This window comes from Paraburkholderia sp. J76 (assembly GCF_905220295.1).
Classification (GTDB): Bacteria; Pseudomonadota; Gammaproteobacteria; order Burkholderiales; family Burkholderiaceae; genus Paraburkholderia.
The window spans coordinates 199,253-213,985 of sequence record NZ_CAJMZJ010000004.1; the positions used below are offsets into that span (position 1 = coordinate 199,253).

The following is a 14,733-nucleotide window of genomic DNA, read 5'->3' on the forward strand; positions in this document are numbered from 1 at the left end:
CGGGGGTTGGCTCGGATGAGTGCGGCGATTCTACCGTGCGGCCCTCGAGTGGTGGCCCGCTGTTATGCCCGGCATGCAAGCTTGCGGTGTGCCGCGTCGGGTCACGACTGCCTGCCTCCCCGGCGCGCGGCAAATACCTCGCGCACGCCGCGGGGGGCGTTTTCGAACACGTACGCAGGGCGCAGGCAGGCACGGCGCTTGCTCACCGGCTTGTTTTGTGCGGCGCCGTTCACAAATGTTACCAATGCGATATTTGTCGCTCATATGGCCCACCCACACAGCGCTATGATGAAGTCATGACGCAAAAAACCGACATTCTCGTGCAGCACCATGCCCCCAACCTTGCCGGTCGCGACTTCGTTGTCGGCGACCTGCACGGTTGCGTGGAGGCATTGCGCTATCTGTTGCGCGAAGTCGAATTCGACACCGCGCGCGACCGGCTCTTTTCGGTGGGCGATCTCGTCGACCGGGGCGAGCGCGAGCAGTGCGAACAGGCGCTCGCGCTACTCGACAAACCCTGGTTCTACGCCGTGCTGGGCAATCACGAAGACGCGCTGTGCGCCGTGGCCGAAGGGCGCATGCCGCGTAATCGCTGGTATGGCATCGGCGGTGGCTGGGCGCAGGGCGTGCCCGACGCAGAACTCGTGCGTTACGCGCAGCGGCTGCGTCAATTGCCGCTGGCGCGCGTGGTGGGCGACGGCGAAAAGCGCTTCAACATCATCCACGCGGAATTTTTCGGCGACGACGCCGCGCTCGACAGCGGCCAGTTCAGCTCCGAAGTCCGCGAACGCATGCTGTGGGGACGCGATCTCGTGCTCGGCACGGGCGATCCGGCGCGCCATGCGCTCTCGCTCACGTTCTGCGGGCACACGCCAGTGCGCGAGGTCCGGCAGATCGGCGCGCAGGTGTTCATCGACACCGGAGCGTTCATTACCGAAGGACGCCTGACCATGGTCGAGGCGCTCACATCGCGCATCTGGTCGGTCTCGCAGGTGGAAGCGCTTGCGCACGGCGCGGCCGCGATCGTGCTGCCCTGAGGCGCGCCGCTGCGCTACACGATGCGGTTCAGCTCGAACACCATGTCGATGGTGTGCCCATTCCAGTTGTATTCCAGATACGCCGCGTGATGGCACGCGCGCAGCAGCGTCGTGCTGAGCGCGGCGAGACATTCGCCGTCCGCATCGCGCACCGACGGATACGCAATGCCGGGCGCGCGCGCTTCGCGCGCGGCGCGGCCTAGCGCCTGGCCGGCCGTGTAGTCGTTGGGCGAGAGCACGCCGGGGTCGAGCGCGGGGTCGTCGCGCAGGTCGATCACCTCGCCATGCGCAATGACCGTGTAGAGCCGCATTTGCTGGCGGATGGGCGGCTCGTTCGTGGCCGCGAGAAAAAGTCCCGAGTGATAGCGCGTTTCCGCGACGGCGGTTGCGCGCGAGCGCGCACAGTAGAACACGCCGTAGGTGCCGTCTGAAAAGCGGCTGCCCTGCGGATTCAGATGCGTGAAGGCCGCCATGATCGGCCCATAGCCAGGACCGAAGCGGCGTTCCTCGCGCGGCACAAGGTCGAGGTCGCCCGTTTCAGTGCGCAGGCGGTCATTGGTTAGCGCTTCGAGCGCGTAAAGCGCCTCGAAGTCGTCCGCCGAAGCCACGCGGTCGAACAGGTTTACGGCGGGAAAGCGGGTGGGAATCACCCTGAACGCGGGCGACCAGGTGAGCTGTACGCTACGCCAGCGGTCTTGCCAGTTCGATTGCGTCACGCCCAGCCGCCTCGCATTGCGTCGAGATACTGGCGCACCGCTACGAGGTCGCTGACGTTGCCGGCCAGCATGCGGTCGAGCGCGCGGCGGCCGCCAAAGGGCGGCGCGCTGTTGGGACGCTTGATCCAGGCGTCTGCGGAGGTGGGTTGAGGCAGGAGAATCTGCAGCGCCTTGTAGATGCCGAGCAGCAGCGAAAGGCGCTCGAGTGTGTCGCGGCCGAGCCGGGCGGTTTGCGGGGACTGCTTCCACTTGAAGAACGTGGATCGGCCCGGCGAGCCGAGCAGAATAATCTGCTCTTCGGCGCTCAGGTTCCAGTCGCTCGCAATCCGGAAGAACGCCCTGAGCCCCGCCGCCGACATTTCGGTGAGCGAGGGTTCGGCGCCGGGACGTCGCGACGGGGAAACGGAAGCAGTGGCAGGTGACATGGTGGTCGAGTCCTGAATTGAACTTTTAGTAGATATTAGTCCATATATGGATTATTGCAAGTTTGGACTCGGTATAATCCTCGCCCCGCATTTGCGGCGAGACGGGGTGCGAGCAGGCGTATGGAGCGTTCAGCGCGCGACTCCCGCGCCGCATGCGCTGCCGCCCATCCTGATCTGAGCGCCCGTTAATTCGTGCCGAGCCCTGAAGCGAGCAGCTGCAACGTAGCGGCGGTTCGAGGCTCGCGCACCCGCGAGTGAAGCGTGACTTGCGAAACCGGCAGCGCGGGCAGGCCGAGCCGCGCGCCCACGTCGATGAGTTCGCGCGGCGCGACCCGGCGCGCCAGCGGCGATACCGCCAGGCCAGCGGCCAGCGCCGCGCCCACCGCGGCGACGCCGCCGCCCACGAACACTTCGGTCCACGCCACGCCCGCGGCGTCGAGCGCGCGAATTGCCGCCGCCCGCACGGCGCAGGGCGCGGCGAGCAGCGCGAGCGGCAGCGCCATGCCGGGCTGCCACTGCCATTGCGGCGCGGCGAGCCAGACGAGCGGCTCCGCGAAGAGCCGTCGGCCGTCGCCGCGCGCCGCTTCTTCTTCCTCCTGCCGGACGATGACGGCATCGAGCCGCCGCTCGTCGAACTGCGCGAGCAGTTGTGCCGAGAGTCCCAGATGCAACTCGATCACGAGCCCCGGATCGTGAATGCGAAGCTGGGCAAGCTGGCGGGCGAGGTTCGCATCCGCGACATGCTCGCTCAGGCCGAGCGCGAGCCGCCGTTCATCGCCTGAAAGCGCCCCGAGCGCGCGCTCGTGAGCGCCCAGCAGGTCACGCGCCGCGGCGAGGAACGTGAGGCCATCCGCCGAAAGCCGCACGAGGCGCGGCGTGCGCTCGAGCAACTGCTTGCCCAGATGCGCTTCGAGGCGCTTGAGCTTGAGGCTCACGGCCGATTGCGTGGTTTCGAGGGCGTCGGCGGCGCGCGTGAAGCTGGAGAGTTCGGCGACGAGCACGAAGGCGCGCACGGCGTCGAGATCCAATGGTTTCATTTCAGTTGGAAATGGATGAAATATCGATCTATGTCTGTTTATTATGATAGATCGCGCCTAAGCTGATGTCACGTCAAACCCATTCGAAAGAAGGAGATCGACATGCCATTCACTCGTATCGCTGTTCGTGCGGGCAAGCCCGCCGCGTATCGCAAGGCGCTCACGCAAGGCGTTCATCAGGCGCTGATGGAGGTGTTCAAGGCGCCCGAAGACGACATCTTCATGATCGTCACGGAGCACGACGCGGATAACTTCGTGTTCGGCCGCCATTACCTGGGGATCGAGCGCAGCGACGATCTCGTCATGATCCAGATCGCGGTGAGCAATACGCGCGGGCAAGATCAAAAGAAGGCGCTGTTCGCGCAGATTGCCGAGAACCTCGCGCGCGATCCGGGGGTCAGGCGCGAGGATGTGTTCGTGAATCTCGTGGATGTCGCGCGGGAGAACTGGTCGTTCGGGAATGGCGTGGCGCAGTATGCGACCTAGCTGACCCGTCGGGAAACCAGAAGCGATAGCCGGAATTGAGCGCGAGGGACGTGGGCGGCACGTTCCTCGCGCGATTTGATCTGATCGCCTCGCCTACAGGGCGCGGCTCACCAGCAACGGATCCACCGTCCCGATCGCCTCGCCATCCCGGCTCGCATAAGGCAGCTTGTTCAGCACGAAACGCATGGCATTGAGCCGCGCTCGCTTCTTGCAATCGGAGCGAACGACGGTCCACGGCGCGTCGGCGGTGTCGGTTTGCGAGAACATCGCCTCCTTCGCCTGCGTATAGGCTTCCCACTTGTCGAGCGACGCAAGATCGACGGGGCTCAGCTTCCACTGCTTGAGCGGATGCACCTTGCGTTCCTTGAAACGCCGCCGCTGCTCGGCGCGGCTCACCGAAAACCAGAACTTGATCAGGTGGATGCCGCTGCGAATCAACTGCCGTTCGAACTCCGGCACCTGCTGCATGAAATCGGCGTATTCCTCGGGCGAGCAAAAGCCCATGACATGCTCGACGCCCGCACGGTTGTACCAGGATCGGTCGAACAGCACGATCTCCCCCGCCGAAGGCAGATGCTGCACATAGCGCTGGAAATACCACTGGCCCCGCTCGACTTCGGTGGGCTTTTCGAGCGCCACCACGCGCGCCCCGCGCGGGTTCATATGCTCCATGAAGCGCTTGATCGCGCCGCCTTTGCCCGCTGCGTCGCGGCCCTCGAACAGGATCACCACGCGCTGGCCGGATTCGCGCACCCACGCCTGGAGCTTGAGCAGTTCGACCTGCAGCCGATACTTCTGCCGCTCATACGCGCGACGCGACATCAAATTGCGATAGGGATAGGCGCCTTCGCGCCAACCCATGGCAAGTTCCTCGTCGGGATGGCGCGTGCGCGAGTTGCGCCAGTCGGCGGGGTTGCCTTCGAGGATCAGGCTGCGCAACTGGGCGACTTCGTCGGGCGACATGCCTTGCATCAAGGCCGCGATCGAATCGAGCAGCATGGCGGGCGGATTTTGCTCAGCTTGTGTGCGCGCGACGAGATCGTGGACAGCGCCCGCGATGACCTCGCTAGCGGAGTCGACGGCACTGTCGACGGTGCGCAACTCGGCGCTGTGGGGCGTGACGAGGGGCAGTCGTGCAGCGGGACCGGAGGTGTCGGAAGCGGAGAGGGGAATGGATTTAGGCATGGTGTCGACGGGTGGGGAGAGGGGACGGTCGATGACCCGGGCTGGCCTGTCGGCAACTAACGGCCAGCGCGGGGCACCACCTGCTTCAGGCGTTTGCCGCCTTTCTCAGGATCAGGTAGAGCGAGTCCTTGAGTTGAAGCTTTTCCTTTTTCAATTGCTCGACTTCCATGCCATGCGAAGCCACGACACCCGCCTCCATGTTCTTGATCTGCTGGTCGAGTTCGTTGTGCCGATGAAAAATGCGGGCGAAATGCTCGTCCTGAACCTTGAGGCGCGAAATCAAATCTCTGTACTCTGGGAACACTCAATACTCCTTACAGATAGGCAAAACGGAAGAAATTGAAACGTAATCATTTTTCCACCGTCTTGCCGTGCCGGTCTTGACCGTCATCAGATACCCGGCGGAAGGTCAGGGGCTCTACCTGGCGCGTCGTGGCGCGCTCGCGTGTACCATCGATCGCGTCGTCGCAGTTCTGGCTTTCCATCCGCTTGCACCGTTCTCAACCGTCGCGCCCGCCCACAGAACCCTGGAGCGTTCATGGATCGCGTTCTGGAAATCGTGCTGGATGTCGTGATCCCGGCAGCGCCGGATAGAAAAAACTCAATAGCCGTCGCCCCTCGAGCGGTGTCCGGGGCGCACGCCAGCCCGAAGCCTTCGGAATGGCGCGTCGGCCTGTGCGCGGCGTTGCCCGCGCTCGTGGCGCTGCCCCACGCGCGCGAATGCGTGACGACGGTTGCCTTCGACCGCGGTGGCGTCCTTGCGAGGCTCGGTTGGCGCGTCGCGGTCGAATCGCACGGCGACACGCGGTGCGTCGTCGTGTCGAGCCGGCGCGTTCATACGCCGGGCGTCACCGCGGTCGCGCCGGTCTTCGAAGCGGCGCTCGATGCAAACGGCATGGCGCACGCGCTCTTCGACGCCGCGCCGCAACCGTTTCGCGAGGCGCTCGGCAGCGCGGGAGATCTCTGCGTGTCGGCTACGCTCGTCGCGTCGCGCAGCCGCTGGCAGTGGCCGCGCGACGGCATCGAGGTGCTGCTCACGTTAGACGAAGATTTGCACGAGCCGCCGGACGCGTCGTCGCCGCCCGACTTGCCCGAACTGCACGAGTTGCGCGTGAGCGCACCCTGGCCTGAAGGCGAGGGCGAGCGGCCTGTCGTCGATGCGTTGTTTGCCTGTGCGGCCGACCTGATCGAGGCATTCCCCGCGTTCGTGCGTCTAGCCGACGCGCTCGAACGGGCCACGAAGGGCAGCGTGAGCGGCGACGCCGAAGTCATCAAGGCCGAAGCCGTGGATCTCGCGGGCGCGGCCACGGCCGAAGCCGCGCTCGTGGCGATCGGGCGCAACATCAGCGCGCAGTGGTTCGGCAACGACGCGGGTGTGCGCGACAGCACGAACGGCGAGTTCATCCATCAGATGCGCGTGTCGCAGCGGCGGCTGCGCACTGCCATGCGCATCTTCTCGCGCTGGTGCGACGAGACCTGGGAGACGCGCATCGAACCGGAACTCAAGTGGCTCGGCGCACTGCTCGGCGACGCGCGTGACCGCGACGTTTTCGTCGAGTCCACGCTGCCCGCGCTCGCCGCCGCCGACGTCGAGCCCGCGCGCTGGGACGCGATTCGCGCCGAGGCGAACGCGCAACGGCTCGCCGCACGCGCGCGGCTGCGCGAGGCGCTGGCGTCGCAACGTTACGCGCTGGCGGCGCTGGCGTGGCTGCAGTGGCTCGACGCGCTCGCGCGGCGGGCGCACGACGACGGCGGCGCGGGGCGTTCGCTGCACTGCCACGTGAAGAAGCGCGTGCGGCGCTACTACGAGCAGCTCGCGAGCACGCAAAAGCTCACCGCCATCGACGAGGCCAGCCGCCATCGCGCGCGCATCAATGCGAAGTATTTGCGCTACACGATCGAGTTCTTCGCCACGCTCACGTCGCGCCGCACGCGCGTGGAGGTGGCGCGCTCGCTCGCGCGGCTGCAGAGCGTGCTCGGCGACGGCAACGACGCCGCCGTGGCCCTGCGTTATCTCGAATGCATGGATGCCGAGCCGTATCAGCTTGGGTTCGCGCGCGGCTGGTGCGAGGCGGTCAAGCGCTACACGGCGAAGGAAGGCGAACGCCTGCTGCGCGAACTCGGCGAGCCGAAGGTCGCGCGCGGCGGCTGAGGCGCGTCTCTATAATCGCAGGCGGATTCTGGCGGAACGTCGCCGAACCTTTCGCTCATTTCGTCTTGTCCGGGCTCGTTTTGCGCATGATGAACTCCACCGATCCGAACTCCACAGCCACCGGCGGCGCCGACGCCGGTTCCCCGGGCCCGTCCCGGTCTTTCGAAGCGCCGGAACTCGGGCTTGGCGGCTCCGTCTGGTTTCGCTCCGGCCAGCAGATGCTCGGTGGCGCGGCGCGCATCGCGCTGCTCGAAGCGATTCACGCAACGGGCTCGATCACGGGCGCTGCGAAAGCGGTCGGCATGAGTTACAAGGGCGCGTGGGATGCCGTGGACGTCATGAACAATCTCGCCGGCGAGGCGCTCGTGGTGCGCGCGACGGGCGGCAAGGGCGGCGGCGGGACGACGCTCACGGCGCGGGCGCTGCGGCTCGTCGAAACGTTTCGCGCCATCGAGCGCGAGCATCAGCGCTTTCTCGAACGAGCGGCGCACGCGCTCGGGGCCGTTTCCAGCGAAGGCGCCGACGCCAACGCGGGCCGTTTCGCGCGCGATCTGGCCGTACTCGGCCGCTTCACCATGCGCACGAGCGCACGCAATCAGCTTTTCGGCACCGTCTCCGGGATCGTGAGGGGAGCGGTGAACGACGAGGTGTCGATCGTGCTGCCCGGCGGCGAAACGCTCGTCGCCACGATCACGCGCGAGAGCGCGGAAGCCCTCGGCCTGGCCGCGGGCGCGCCCGTGGTGGCGCTCGTGAAGGCGACGTCGGTCGTGCTGGTCGCGAGCGCGGCCGATGCGGCGCGGCTTTCCGCGCGCAACCGGTTGAGCGGGACGATCGAGGTCGTGCGGCGCGGCGCCGTGAACGCCGAAGTGACGCTCGCCCTGCCGGGCGGCGCGGTGATCGCCGCGATCGTGACCGACGCGAGCGTGGACGCGCTCGGATTCGCCGCAGGGGAAGCGGCGACGGCGGTGTTCAAGGCTTCGAGTGTGCTGCTAGGCGTGGCGGGCTGAGCGGCCGGGCAGCGTCCGGTCGAGCGGCTTCAGGCGTGGCGCTGCGCGGGTGGCGCGAGGCCGTTGCGGGTTTGCGAAACAGGCGCGACCGGCGCGCGGTTGGGGCGATTGGCCTTCCATTTGGCGCGCACATAGGGCCGGTCGTGGCCCGAAACGGTCAGCGCGATGTTCGTCACCCAGCGATGCGTAGGCACGTGCACGTTGTGCAGCGCGACAGTCAGCGCTGCGAGGCTCAGCGCGACAACCGCCGCCGAAATGCGCTGCGCCTGCGCGTGCCACCAGTAGCGCGCGAACACCAGCGCGGTGAGCGCACCTACCACGCAGCCCGTGACGGCCTCGGAAGGCGAGTGGGCGTCGAGCACCACGCGCGAGAGTGCGACCGCGAGCCCCACCGCGAGCCCGATGGTCACGCCGGCGGCGCGCACGAAGGCGGGCGCGCCTTGCAGCATCAGGAAAAATGCGACGGGATAGACGGCCGTGGAAAGCATCGCGTGGCCGCTGATGCCCGTGAAGTCCAGTTCCCTTACCCCCACGCCCCAGCCGAGAAACGCGATTTTGGTGAGCGTCACGAGGCCGATTGCCAGGCCGAGCAGCAACACCCAGCTCGCCGCCATGCGCCACGAGTAGCCGGCCACGAGCCAAAGCGCGATCGCCAACGCGAGCGGCAGGGTGAGGCCCGCGCCGCCGAGGTTGGTGATCGAATACCAAAGATGAGTGGGTAAATCTGGCATGAGTCCGCTACCTGATAGCTACTCAACGCGCGAACCGGCTGGCTAGCCGACACGCGCGCGAGACAAGCGTGAAGTATAGCCGGGTCGCATAAACGAAGGCGTGCCCCGTCGAACGTATCGGGAAGGAATCGAATGAGTGCGATCTGCAACCGCCTTCAAATGGTGTTATTGTGCGTTGCACAACGACGGATCGCGGCAAGGTGCCACGGTGTGTCGGACCCTTTTACGAGGCCGTAGATGACGAAAAATCTGACGAAGCTATGGGCCGGTGGCATGCGACGTCTGCTCGCCATCCAGACCCAGGCCACCCACGACGCCATGAAAGGCGCGCGGATCGATACCCCCAGGCCGCAGGCAATCTGGCGCGCCGCCCAGGCCGCAGCCGATCAGGCGGCGAAGCACGCTGCGCCGGCGCAGGCACGCCATGCGGGGCCGGCGCGGGAGTCGCGCGTGGGCCCGCGCGCGAGCGCCTGGGCCGCGGGAGAATGGCGCCGCGCGGAACATCATGTACCGGCGAACGCACTGCATGCTGGCCGCTCGCTGCCGTTCGGGCTCTATTTACCCTCGGGGCACGAGACGGCGGGCCTGCCGCTCGTCGTCATGCTGCATGGCTGCAAGCAGTCGATGGACTCCTTCGCCGAAGGCACGCGCATGAATCTGCTCGCCGACCGCCACGGGTTCGCGGTGGTGTATCCCGAGCAGTCGGAGCGCGCGCACCCGCATCAATGCTGGCATTGGTACGACGCACGCGATGCGGCGGGCGGCGGCGAGGCCGCGGCCATCGTTTCGCTCGTCGATTCGCTGGTCGAGGAACACGGCTTCGACCGCTCGCGCGTCTATCTGGCGGGGCTGTCGGCGGGAGCGGGGCTCGCGATGCTGCTTGCGGTGCGCTCGCCCAGCCGCTTCGCCGCGCTCGCGCTGCATTCCGGCCCCGCATTTGGCGAGGCGCGTTCCGGCGTTACGGCGCTCGACGTCATGCGGCGCGGCGTTCACCGCGATCCGGTGTCGCTCGTCGATACGCAACTGGGCGCGCGAACTCACCCGGGCATGCCGGCGATCGTCGTGCAGGGCGACGCCGATGGGGTGGTCGCGCCCGTCAACGCGGAACAGCTCGCGGTGCAACTGTTGCGCTTGAACGGTCTTGCGGATTCGCACGGCGTGCGCGACGGCGTCGTGTCGCGCGAGACCATGAAGGACGGCTACCGCGAGCAGGATTACGAACTCGACGGCGCGAGCGTCGTTCGACTTTGCCGCGTGGCGAAACTCGACCACGCCTGGAGTGGCGGCGACGACACCGTACCGTTCCATTCCTCGACCGGACCGGACGCGAGCGCTCTGATCTGGGACTTTTTCGAGGCGCATCGCCGCGAAGCCAGCGACGAAGCTTACGACGACGAATTGACGCAGGACGCAGGATAAAGGGCTTCGCGAGCAGATTAGGTGTTTACCCTGAATAGGGTTTACCCTATAATGGCTTCATTCGATTCGCGGGCACGTGCCCGTTCAAGAAGGGCCAAATCATGTATCTGCTCAGCCGTCTTTTCCTGTTCCTTACCGAAACCGCCGAAGCTCGCCGCCAGCAGCGCGAAGAAGCGTATCTCGCGCAGTCCGTCGACATCTACGATCTCGAATTCCGTATGCGCAAGATGGATCGTGAGAAGGCCACGCGCCACCCGTCGTGGATGAACCACTACGGCTAAGCAGGAATGGAGTGCCCCCTCTAAAGGGGCGAAATGAGAACGGCGCTCGAAGGCGCCGTTTTTGCGTTGTACGCCGATGTACGTGAAAGTGCTTGCCGCAGCCCGGCCGCGCTGTTCAGCGGCCCGAGTCCGGCATTTCTTCGGCCTGTTTTTCCTGCACGCCGTAGCAGCCGCGATAGGTCGCGTAGAACGAGCAATAGAGCATCGTCGTCACGATGATGAGCGCGGGCATCAGGATCGCCACCGTGAAGTCGCCCGCGCCGAGCGCGCGCAGAAGCGTTGACAAGCCAATCGATACGACCGTCGAGACCGCGAACCACAGCGCGCCGTACACCATGAACGCGCCCTTGTTGCGCCAGCAGCTCACGATGCTGAAGAACATGGCCTTCACGGGCGGCACGTCGTGCCATGCCGTGAGCACGGGCGCGAACCAGAACAGCATCGACACCGGCACGTAGCACAGCAGCGAGGCGAGCACCGCAAGCGGCACGTCGGAGTTGGCGAGCGCTTGCGCGTCGAGGTCGCCGCCAATCGTCATCAGGCGCAACAGCTCGCCGCCGTCCACGAACGCAGACGCGGCCAGCACCAGCAACATCGCCACCACGTAAATGGCGCCGAGCACCAGCAGATGCTTCGCCACGTTGCTGCCGTACGAGCGAAAGCCCTCGATCAGGATGGTCGGGAACACCGGCTTGCCGGCGATCGTGTCGCGGCACGCCGCCATGAAGCCGACGGCCACGCCGGGCACGAACAGCAGCGGCAGCACGCCGCCGATCACCGGAATGGCGGAAATCAGCGTCATCGCCAGCAAATAGACGAAAAACAGCGTGAGGAACGCGAGCGGATTGCGGCGGAACAGCCAGATTCCCTGGCGGAACCAGACATAACCCGTCTTCGCGGGGACTTCAATTAGTTGCATGGGCGATGGGGCAAGGCGTGATGGGAACCCGCCTCGCTGCCGGCGAGGCGCTCGCGCAGGATGCGCTCGAAGTGGCCGGGGTCGTGCGGCTTGAGCAATTCGGCCGAGCGGGGCAGGTGGAAATCATACAGGCGCGAGACCCAGAAGCGGTAAGCGCCTGCGCGCAGCATGTCCATCCAGTGGCGCGTTTCCTCGGGCGTGAACGGGCGCACGGTCTGGTAGGCGCGCAAGAGCGCGTCGGCGCGCACTGTATCGAGCTTGCCCGTGGCGAGGTCGACGCACCAGTCGTTCACCGTTACGGCCACGTCGAACAGCCATTTGTCGCAGCCGGCGAAATAGAAGTCGAAAAAGCCGCCCAGCCGGACTTCGTGACCCGGCGCCGGGTGCGAGTGCGCGAACATCGCGTTGTCGCGGAACAGGTCGCAATGGCACGGGCCGCCCGGCAGCGCCGCGTAGTCGGCCGAGCCGAAGAATGCGCGCTGATGGTCCAGTTCGCTCGTGAGCAGCGTGCGCTGGGCGTCGTCGAGGAACGGCAGCACGGTCGGCACCGTTTCTTCCCACCACGAAAGGCTGCGCAGATTCGGCTGGTCGCCGCGATAGTCGCGCCCCGCCAGGTGCATGCGCGCGAGCATCTGGCCCACTTCCGCGCAGTGCTCCACGCCGGGCGCAAGTTCGGGCTTGCCTTCGAGCTTCGACACGATGGCCGCGGGTTTGCCGTGCAGCAGGCCGAAGAGCGCGCCGTCCCGGCGCAGCACGGGGTCGGGAACCGGCACGCGATGCGCCGCGAGATGCCGCATCAGGTCGAGGTAGAACGGCAGTTGTCCGGCCGTCAGCTTTTCGAAGATCGTCAGGACGTATTCGCCGCGCGTCGTCGTCAGGAAGAAGTTGCTGTTCTCAATGCCGGACTGGATGCCGCGAAATTCGACGACATCGCCGAGATCGTAGTCGCGCAGCCATTGGGCAAGCTCTTGGTCGGTGACAGCGGTGAAGACGGCCATGCAGGAAGGTCGGTTGATTGGTAATGGCGGGTCGGCGAACGCTGCGTCGTGCTGCCCGAGGGGCGTGCGAGCGTGTCCGGCTCAGGCGCGATGGCGGCGGCCCGGCTTCATGGGCGGCGCTCGCGGCGTGGGTGCGCGCGTGCCCCATAAAGGCGTGCGCGCACCCGGATGGATCAGTAATGCAGGTTGATCGACGGCAGGCGCGTGCTGGCCTGGCCGTTGTTGCGCACTTGCGGCGAGGTGTCGGGATTCGCGCTCATCGAGTAGCGCGTGCCGAAGTTCGAATGCACGTTGATCTCGACGGGCTTGCCCTTGTCGCGGAACTCGGTGATTTCGGTGCCGTTCGGGCTCACTTCGTGATAGCTGGGCAGGCGCGGTACGTCGTTGATGTCGACCTTCGAGGTGACGCGAGCGGCCGGCTTGTTGTTGATCGCGGCCAGGTCGGGCAGGCCCGCGCGTTCGTTCTCGGACTGCGCGGATTGTGCCTCGACAGCGGTCTTTGCGTCGTCGGCCGGCGCGGCCATGGCGACCCCGCTGAAAGCGAGCGTCGCCGCGACGGCGGCAAGAAGGTGCGACTTCATGGTCATTCTCCGATGGGATGCTCCAATTCTAGCAAATCCGGGCGCTTCGCCCGCATGTCGCGCAGGCGCTGAGGCCCGCGCCGGGCGGCCCGTGCGCGGCGCTGCAAAAGCCCTGGGCGCGGCGAGGTCCGTCGCCGGAAAGTCGCACCTTCCGTGGTAATGTGGATCCATCAAACGGAGAGGCGAACGAAGATGAACAACGACAGTTACCTGCGGCCCCTCATGACGCCGGCGCACGACTTCCCGGACGAGTTTTTCGAAGACGCCGCCGACGCCGTGGCGCGCCTCTCGAGCATCTACGAAGCGAATACCTCTTTCCTGCGCGACGCCTTCGCGCGCTATCGCCGCGGCGAGTCGTTCGAGCGCCGCGTGCGCGCGTGCTATCCGTTCGTGCGCATCCGCACCAACGTCAACACGCACATCGATTCGCGCCGCTCGTATGGGTTCGTCGCCGGCCCCGGCGTGTTCGAGACCACCGTCACGCGGCCCGACCTGTTCGGCAATTACTATCGCGAGCAGTTGCGCCTGCTGGCGAAGAACCATCACGTCGGCATCGAAGTGGGCGTGTCGGATCAGCCGATTCCCGTGCATTTCGCGTTCGCCGAAGGCATCCACCTCGAGGGCGATCTCGACCGCGAGCGCCTCTTCGCCATGCGCGACGTGTTCGATACGCCCGATCTCGCGCAGCTCGACGACCGCATCGTCAACGGCACCTACGAACCGGACGCGGGCGAGCCGCATCCGCTCGCGCTCTTCACGGCGCCGCGCGTGGACTTCTCGCTGCATCGGCTCAAGCACTACACGGCGACCTCGCCCACGCACGTGCAGAACTACGTGCTCTACACGAACTATCAGTTCTATATCGACGAGTTCGTGAAGCTTGGCCGCGCGATGATGGCGCATACCGACGACGCCGACCTGCGCAACTACCGCAGCGAATACACCTCGTTCGTCGAGCCCGGCGACGTGGTCACCTACAACGCGAACCTGGGCGAGCAGGACGACGAAGGCACGGCGCCGGCGCGTCTGCCGCAAATGCCGTCCTACCACCTCAAGCGCGCGGACGGCAGCGGCATCACGATGATCAACATCGGCGTGGGGCCCTCGAACGCGAAGACGATCACCGATCACATTGCCGTGCTGCGTCCGCATGCGTGGATCATGCTGGGCCACTGCGCGGGCCTGCGCAACACGCAGCGCCTGGGCGACTACGTGCTCGCGCACGGCTATGTGCGCGAGGATCACGTGCTCGACGCCGATTTGCCGCTGTGGGTGCCGATTCCGGCGCTCGCGGAAGTGCAGCTTGCGCTGGAGCGCGCGGTGGCCGAGGTCACGAAGCTCGACGGCGTGGAACTCAAACGCGTGATGCGCACGGGGACGGTGGCGAGCGTCGACAATCGCAACTGGGAATTGCGCGATCATCGCGAGCCGGTGCTGCGCCTCTCGCAAAGCCGCGCGATCGCGCTCGACATGGAAAGCGCGACCATCGCCGCGAACGGGTTCCGCTTTCGCGTGCCGTACGGCACGTTGCTGTGCGTGTCCGACAAGCCGCTGCACGGCGAACTCAAGCTGCCGGGCATGGCCGACTCGTTCTATCGCGCGCAGGTCGATCAGCATTTGCAGATCGGCGTAAAGGCGATGGAGATTTTGCGCACGAACGGCTTGCACAAGCTGCATAGCCGGAAATTGCGCAGCTTCGCGGAAGTGGCGTTTCAGTAGGGCTGGTCCGGATGGCTGGCACCCAGGGTGTGTCAGCCAT

17 protein-coding genes are annotated in these 14,733 nt (G+C 66.2%); 7 read left to right on the forward strand and 10 right to left on the reverse strand.

Annotated elements, in window-relative coordinates:
- Positions 1 to 296 precede the first annotated feature (296 nt).
- Positions 297 to 1,037 carry a metallophosphoesterase gene (locus tag U5768_RS10050; protein WP_322030233.1) on the forward strand — a complete coding sequence of 247 codons (741 nt, stop codon included), beginning with the start codon at positions 297 to 299 and terminating at the stop codon, positions 1,035 to 1,037.
- Between the two features lie 14 nt (positions 1,038 to 1,051).
- On the opposite strand, the gene U5768_RS10055 is transcribed toward U5768_RS10050, so the two are convergent.
- The 3 genes from U5768_RS10055 to U5768_RS10065 form a co-directional block, all read right to left on the reverse strand.
- The gene (locus U5768_RS10055) at positions 1,052 to 1,753 is read right to left on the reverse strand and encodes an RES family NAD+ phosphorylase (RefSeq protein ID WP_322030234.1); all 702 of its coding nucleotides are present in this window, start codon (positions 1,751 to 1,753) and stop codon (positions 1,052 to 1,054) included.
- On the reverse strand, positions 1,750 to 2,112 hold the full coding sequence (locus U5768_RS10060; protein WP_415913881.1) for an MbcA/ParS/Xre antitoxin family protein: 363 nt from the start codon (positions 2,110 to 2,112) through the stop codon (positions 1,750 to 1,752). Before U5768_RS10060 ends, U5768_RS10055 begins: the two co-directional genes overlap by 4 nt.
- A 251-nt stretch (positions 2,113 to 2,363) precedes the next feature.
- Entirely contained in the window at positions 2,364 to 3,215 is an 852-nt protein-coding gene (locus tag U5768_RS10065; protein ID WP_322030236.1) for a LysR family transcriptional regulator, read from the reverse strand.
- 102 nt (positions 3,216 to 3,317) lie between these two features.
- Between U5768_RS10065 and U5768_RS10070 the strand changes: the two genes are divergently transcribed.
- Positions 3,318 to 3,701, forward strand: a complete 384-nt coding sequence (locus tag U5768_RS10070; protein WP_322030237.1) for a tautomerase family protein — start codon at positions 3,318 to 3,320, stop codon at positions 3,699 to 3,701.
- A 93-nt stretch (positions 3,702 to 3,794) separates the two neighbouring features.
- Here U5768_RS10070 and ppk2 read toward each other — a convergent pair whose 3' ends face one another.
- The 3 genes from ppk2 to U5768_RS10085 form a co-directional block, all read right to left on the reverse strand.
- Complete coding sequence (ppk2, locus tag U5768_RS10075; RefSeq protein WP_415913875.1) at positions 3,795 to 4,886, reverse strand: polyphosphate kinase 2; 1,092 nt, start codon at positions 4,884 to 4,886, stop codon at positions 3,795 to 3,797.
- Between the two features lie 85 nt (positions 4,887 to 4,971).
- On the reverse strand, positions 4,972 to 5,190 hold the full coding sequence (locus U5768_RS10080) for a YdcH family protein (RefSeq protein ID WP_322030238.1): 219 nt from the start codon (positions 5,188 to 5,190) through the stop codon (positions 4,972 to 4,974).
- 46 nt (positions 5,191 to 5,236) lie between these two features.
- A complete protein-coding gene (locus U5768_RS10085) occupies positions 5,237 to 5,371 on the reverse strand; it encodes a hypothetical protein (RefSeq protein WP_322030239.1) in 135 nt (44 codons plus the stop codon).
- Positions 5,372 to 5,424: 53 nt separating this feature from the next.
- On the opposite strand from U5768_RS10085, the gene U5768_RS10090 reads away from it, so the two are divergent.
- A complete protein-coding gene (locus U5768_RS10090) occupies positions 5,425 to 7,038 on the forward strand; it encodes a CHAD domain-containing protein (protein ID WP_322030240.1) in 1,614 nt (537 codons plus the stop codon).
- A 218-nt stretch (positions 7,039 to 7,256) separates the two neighbouring features.
- A complete protein-coding gene (locus tag U5768_RS10095; RefSeq protein WP_415913882.1) occupies positions 7,257 to 8,045 on the forward strand; it encodes a TOBE domain-containing protein in 789 nt (262 codons plus the stop codon).
- A gap of 29 nt (positions 8,046 to 8,074) precedes the next feature.
- On the opposite strand, the gene U5768_RS10100 is transcribed toward U5768_RS10095, so the two are convergent.
- Positions 8,075 to 8,776: a phosphatase PAP2 family protein gene (locus U5768_RS10100; RefSeq protein WP_322030242.1), complete on the reverse strand. Its 702-nt coding sequence runs from the start codon at positions 8,774 to 8,776 to the stop codon at positions 8,075 to 8,077.
- A gap of 237 nt (positions 8,777 to 9,013) precedes the next feature.
- On the opposite strand from U5768_RS10100, the gene U5768_RS10105 reads away from it, so the two are divergent.
- Together U5768_RS10105 and U5768_RS10110 are read left to right on the forward strand one after the other, a co-directional pair.
- Positions 9,014 to 10,195 (forward strand): PHB depolymerase family esterase, encoded by a 1,182-nt coding sequence (locus tag U5768_RS10105; RefSeq protein WP_322030243.1) that lies wholly within the window; start codon positions 9,014 to 9,016, stop codon positions 10,193 to 10,195.
- Positions 10,196 to 10,296: 101 nt separating this feature from the next.
- Positions 10,297 to 10,476, forward strand: coding sequence for a DUF3563 family protein (locus U5768_RS10110; protein ID WP_322030244.1), 180 nt, complete (start codon positions 10,297 to 10,299; stop codon positions 10,474 to 10,476).
- A 115-nt stretch (positions 10,477 to 10,591) separates the two neighbouring features.
- On the opposite strand, the gene U5768_RS10115 is transcribed toward U5768_RS10110, so the two are convergent.
- The 3 genes from U5768_RS10115 to U5768_RS10125 form a co-directional block, all read right to left on the reverse strand.
- Positions 10,592 to 11,395 (reverse strand): BPSS1780 family membrane protein, encoded by an 804-nt coding sequence (locus U5768_RS10115; RefSeq protein WP_322030245.1) that lies wholly within the window; start codon positions 11,393 to 11,395, stop codon positions 10,592 to 10,594.
- Positions 11,386 to 12,393 (reverse strand): homoserine kinase, encoded by a 1,008-nt coding sequence (locus tag U5768_RS10120; RefSeq protein WP_322030246.1) that lies wholly within the window; start codon positions 12,391 to 12,393, stop codon positions 11,386 to 11,388. The genes U5768_RS10115 and U5768_RS10120 overlap by 10 nt, the downstream gene beginning before the upstream one ends.
- Before the next feature lie 173 nt (positions 12,394 to 12,566).
- Entirely contained in the window at positions 12,567 to 12,974 is a 408-nt protein-coding gene (locus U5768_RS10125) for a hypothetical protein (protein ID WP_322030247.1), read from the reverse strand.
- Between the two features lie 222 nt (positions 12,975 to 13,196).
- On the opposite strand from U5768_RS10125, the gene U5768_RS10130 reads away from it, so the two are divergent.
- Positions 13,197 to 14,693, forward strand: coding sequence for an AMP nucleosidase (locus U5768_RS10130; RefSeq protein ID WP_415913883.1), 1,497 nt, complete (start codon positions 13,197 to 13,199; stop codon positions 14,691 to 14,693).
- The last annotated feature ends 40 nt before the right edge of the window (positions 14,694 to 14,733 follow it).

Bases quoted from the DNA above. Each gene is read 5' to 3' on its own strand.
- U5768_RS10085 (WP_322030239.1), bottom strand. From the start codon at position 5,371: ATGGAAAGCCAGAACTGCGACGACGCGATCGATGGTACACGCGAGCGC.
- U5768_RS10095 (WP_415913882.1), top strand. From the start codon at position 7,257: ATGCTCGGTGGCGCGGCGCGCATCGCGCTGCTCGAAGCGATTCACGCA.
- U5768_RS10115 (WP_322030245.1), bottom strand. From the start codon at position 11,395: ATGCAACTAATTGAAGTCCCCGCGAAGACGGGTTATGTCTGGTTCCGC.
- U5768_RS10090 (WP_322030240.1), top strand. From the start codon at position 5,425: ATGGATCGCGTTCTGGAAATCGTGCTGGATGTCGTGATCCCGGCAGCG.
- U5768_RS10065 (WP_322030236.1), bottom strand. From the start codon at position 3,215: ATGAAACCATTGGATCTCGACGCCGTGCGCGCCTTCGTGCTCGTCGCC.
- U5768_RS10120 (WP_322030246.1), bottom strand. From the start codon at position 12,393: ATGGCCGTCTTCACCGCTGTCACCGACCAAGAGCTTGCCCAATGGCTG.
- U5768_RS10050 (WP_322030233.1), top strand. From the start codon at position 297: ATGACGCAAAAAACCGACATTCTCGTGCAGCACCATGCCCCCAACCTT.
- U5768_RS10125 (WP_322030247.1), bottom strand. From the start codon at position 12,974: ATGAAGTCGCACCTTCTTGCCGCCGTCGCGGCGACGCTCGCTTTCAGC.
- U5768_RS10060 (WP_415913881.1), bottom strand. From the start codon at position 2,112: ATGTCGGCGGCGGGGCTCAGGGCGTTCTTCCGGATTGCGAGCGACTGG.
- U5768_RS10105 (WP_322030243.1), top strand. From the start codon at position 9,014: ATGACGAAAAATCTGACGAAGCTATGGGCCGGTGGCATGCGACGTCTG.
- U5768_RS10130 (WP_415913883.1), top strand. From the start codon at position 13,197: ATGACGCCGGCGCACGACTTCCCGGACGAGTTTTTCGAAGACGCCGCC.
- ppk2 (WP_415913875.1), bottom strand. From the start codon at position 4,886: ATGCCTAAATCCATTCCCCTCTCCGCTTCCGACACCTCCGGTCCCGCT.
- U5768_RS10100 (WP_322030242.1), bottom strand. From the start codon at position 8,776: ATGCCAGATTTACCCACTCATCTTTGGTATTCGATCACCAACCTCGGC.
- U5768_RS10070 (WP_322030237.1), top strand. From the start codon at position 3,318: ATGCCATTCACTCGTATCGCTGTTCGTGCGGGCAAGCCCGCCGCGTAT.
- U5768_RS10110 (WP_322030244.1), top strand. From the start codon at position 10,297: ATGTATCTGCTCAGCCGTCTTTTCCTGTTCCTTACCGAAACCGCCGAA.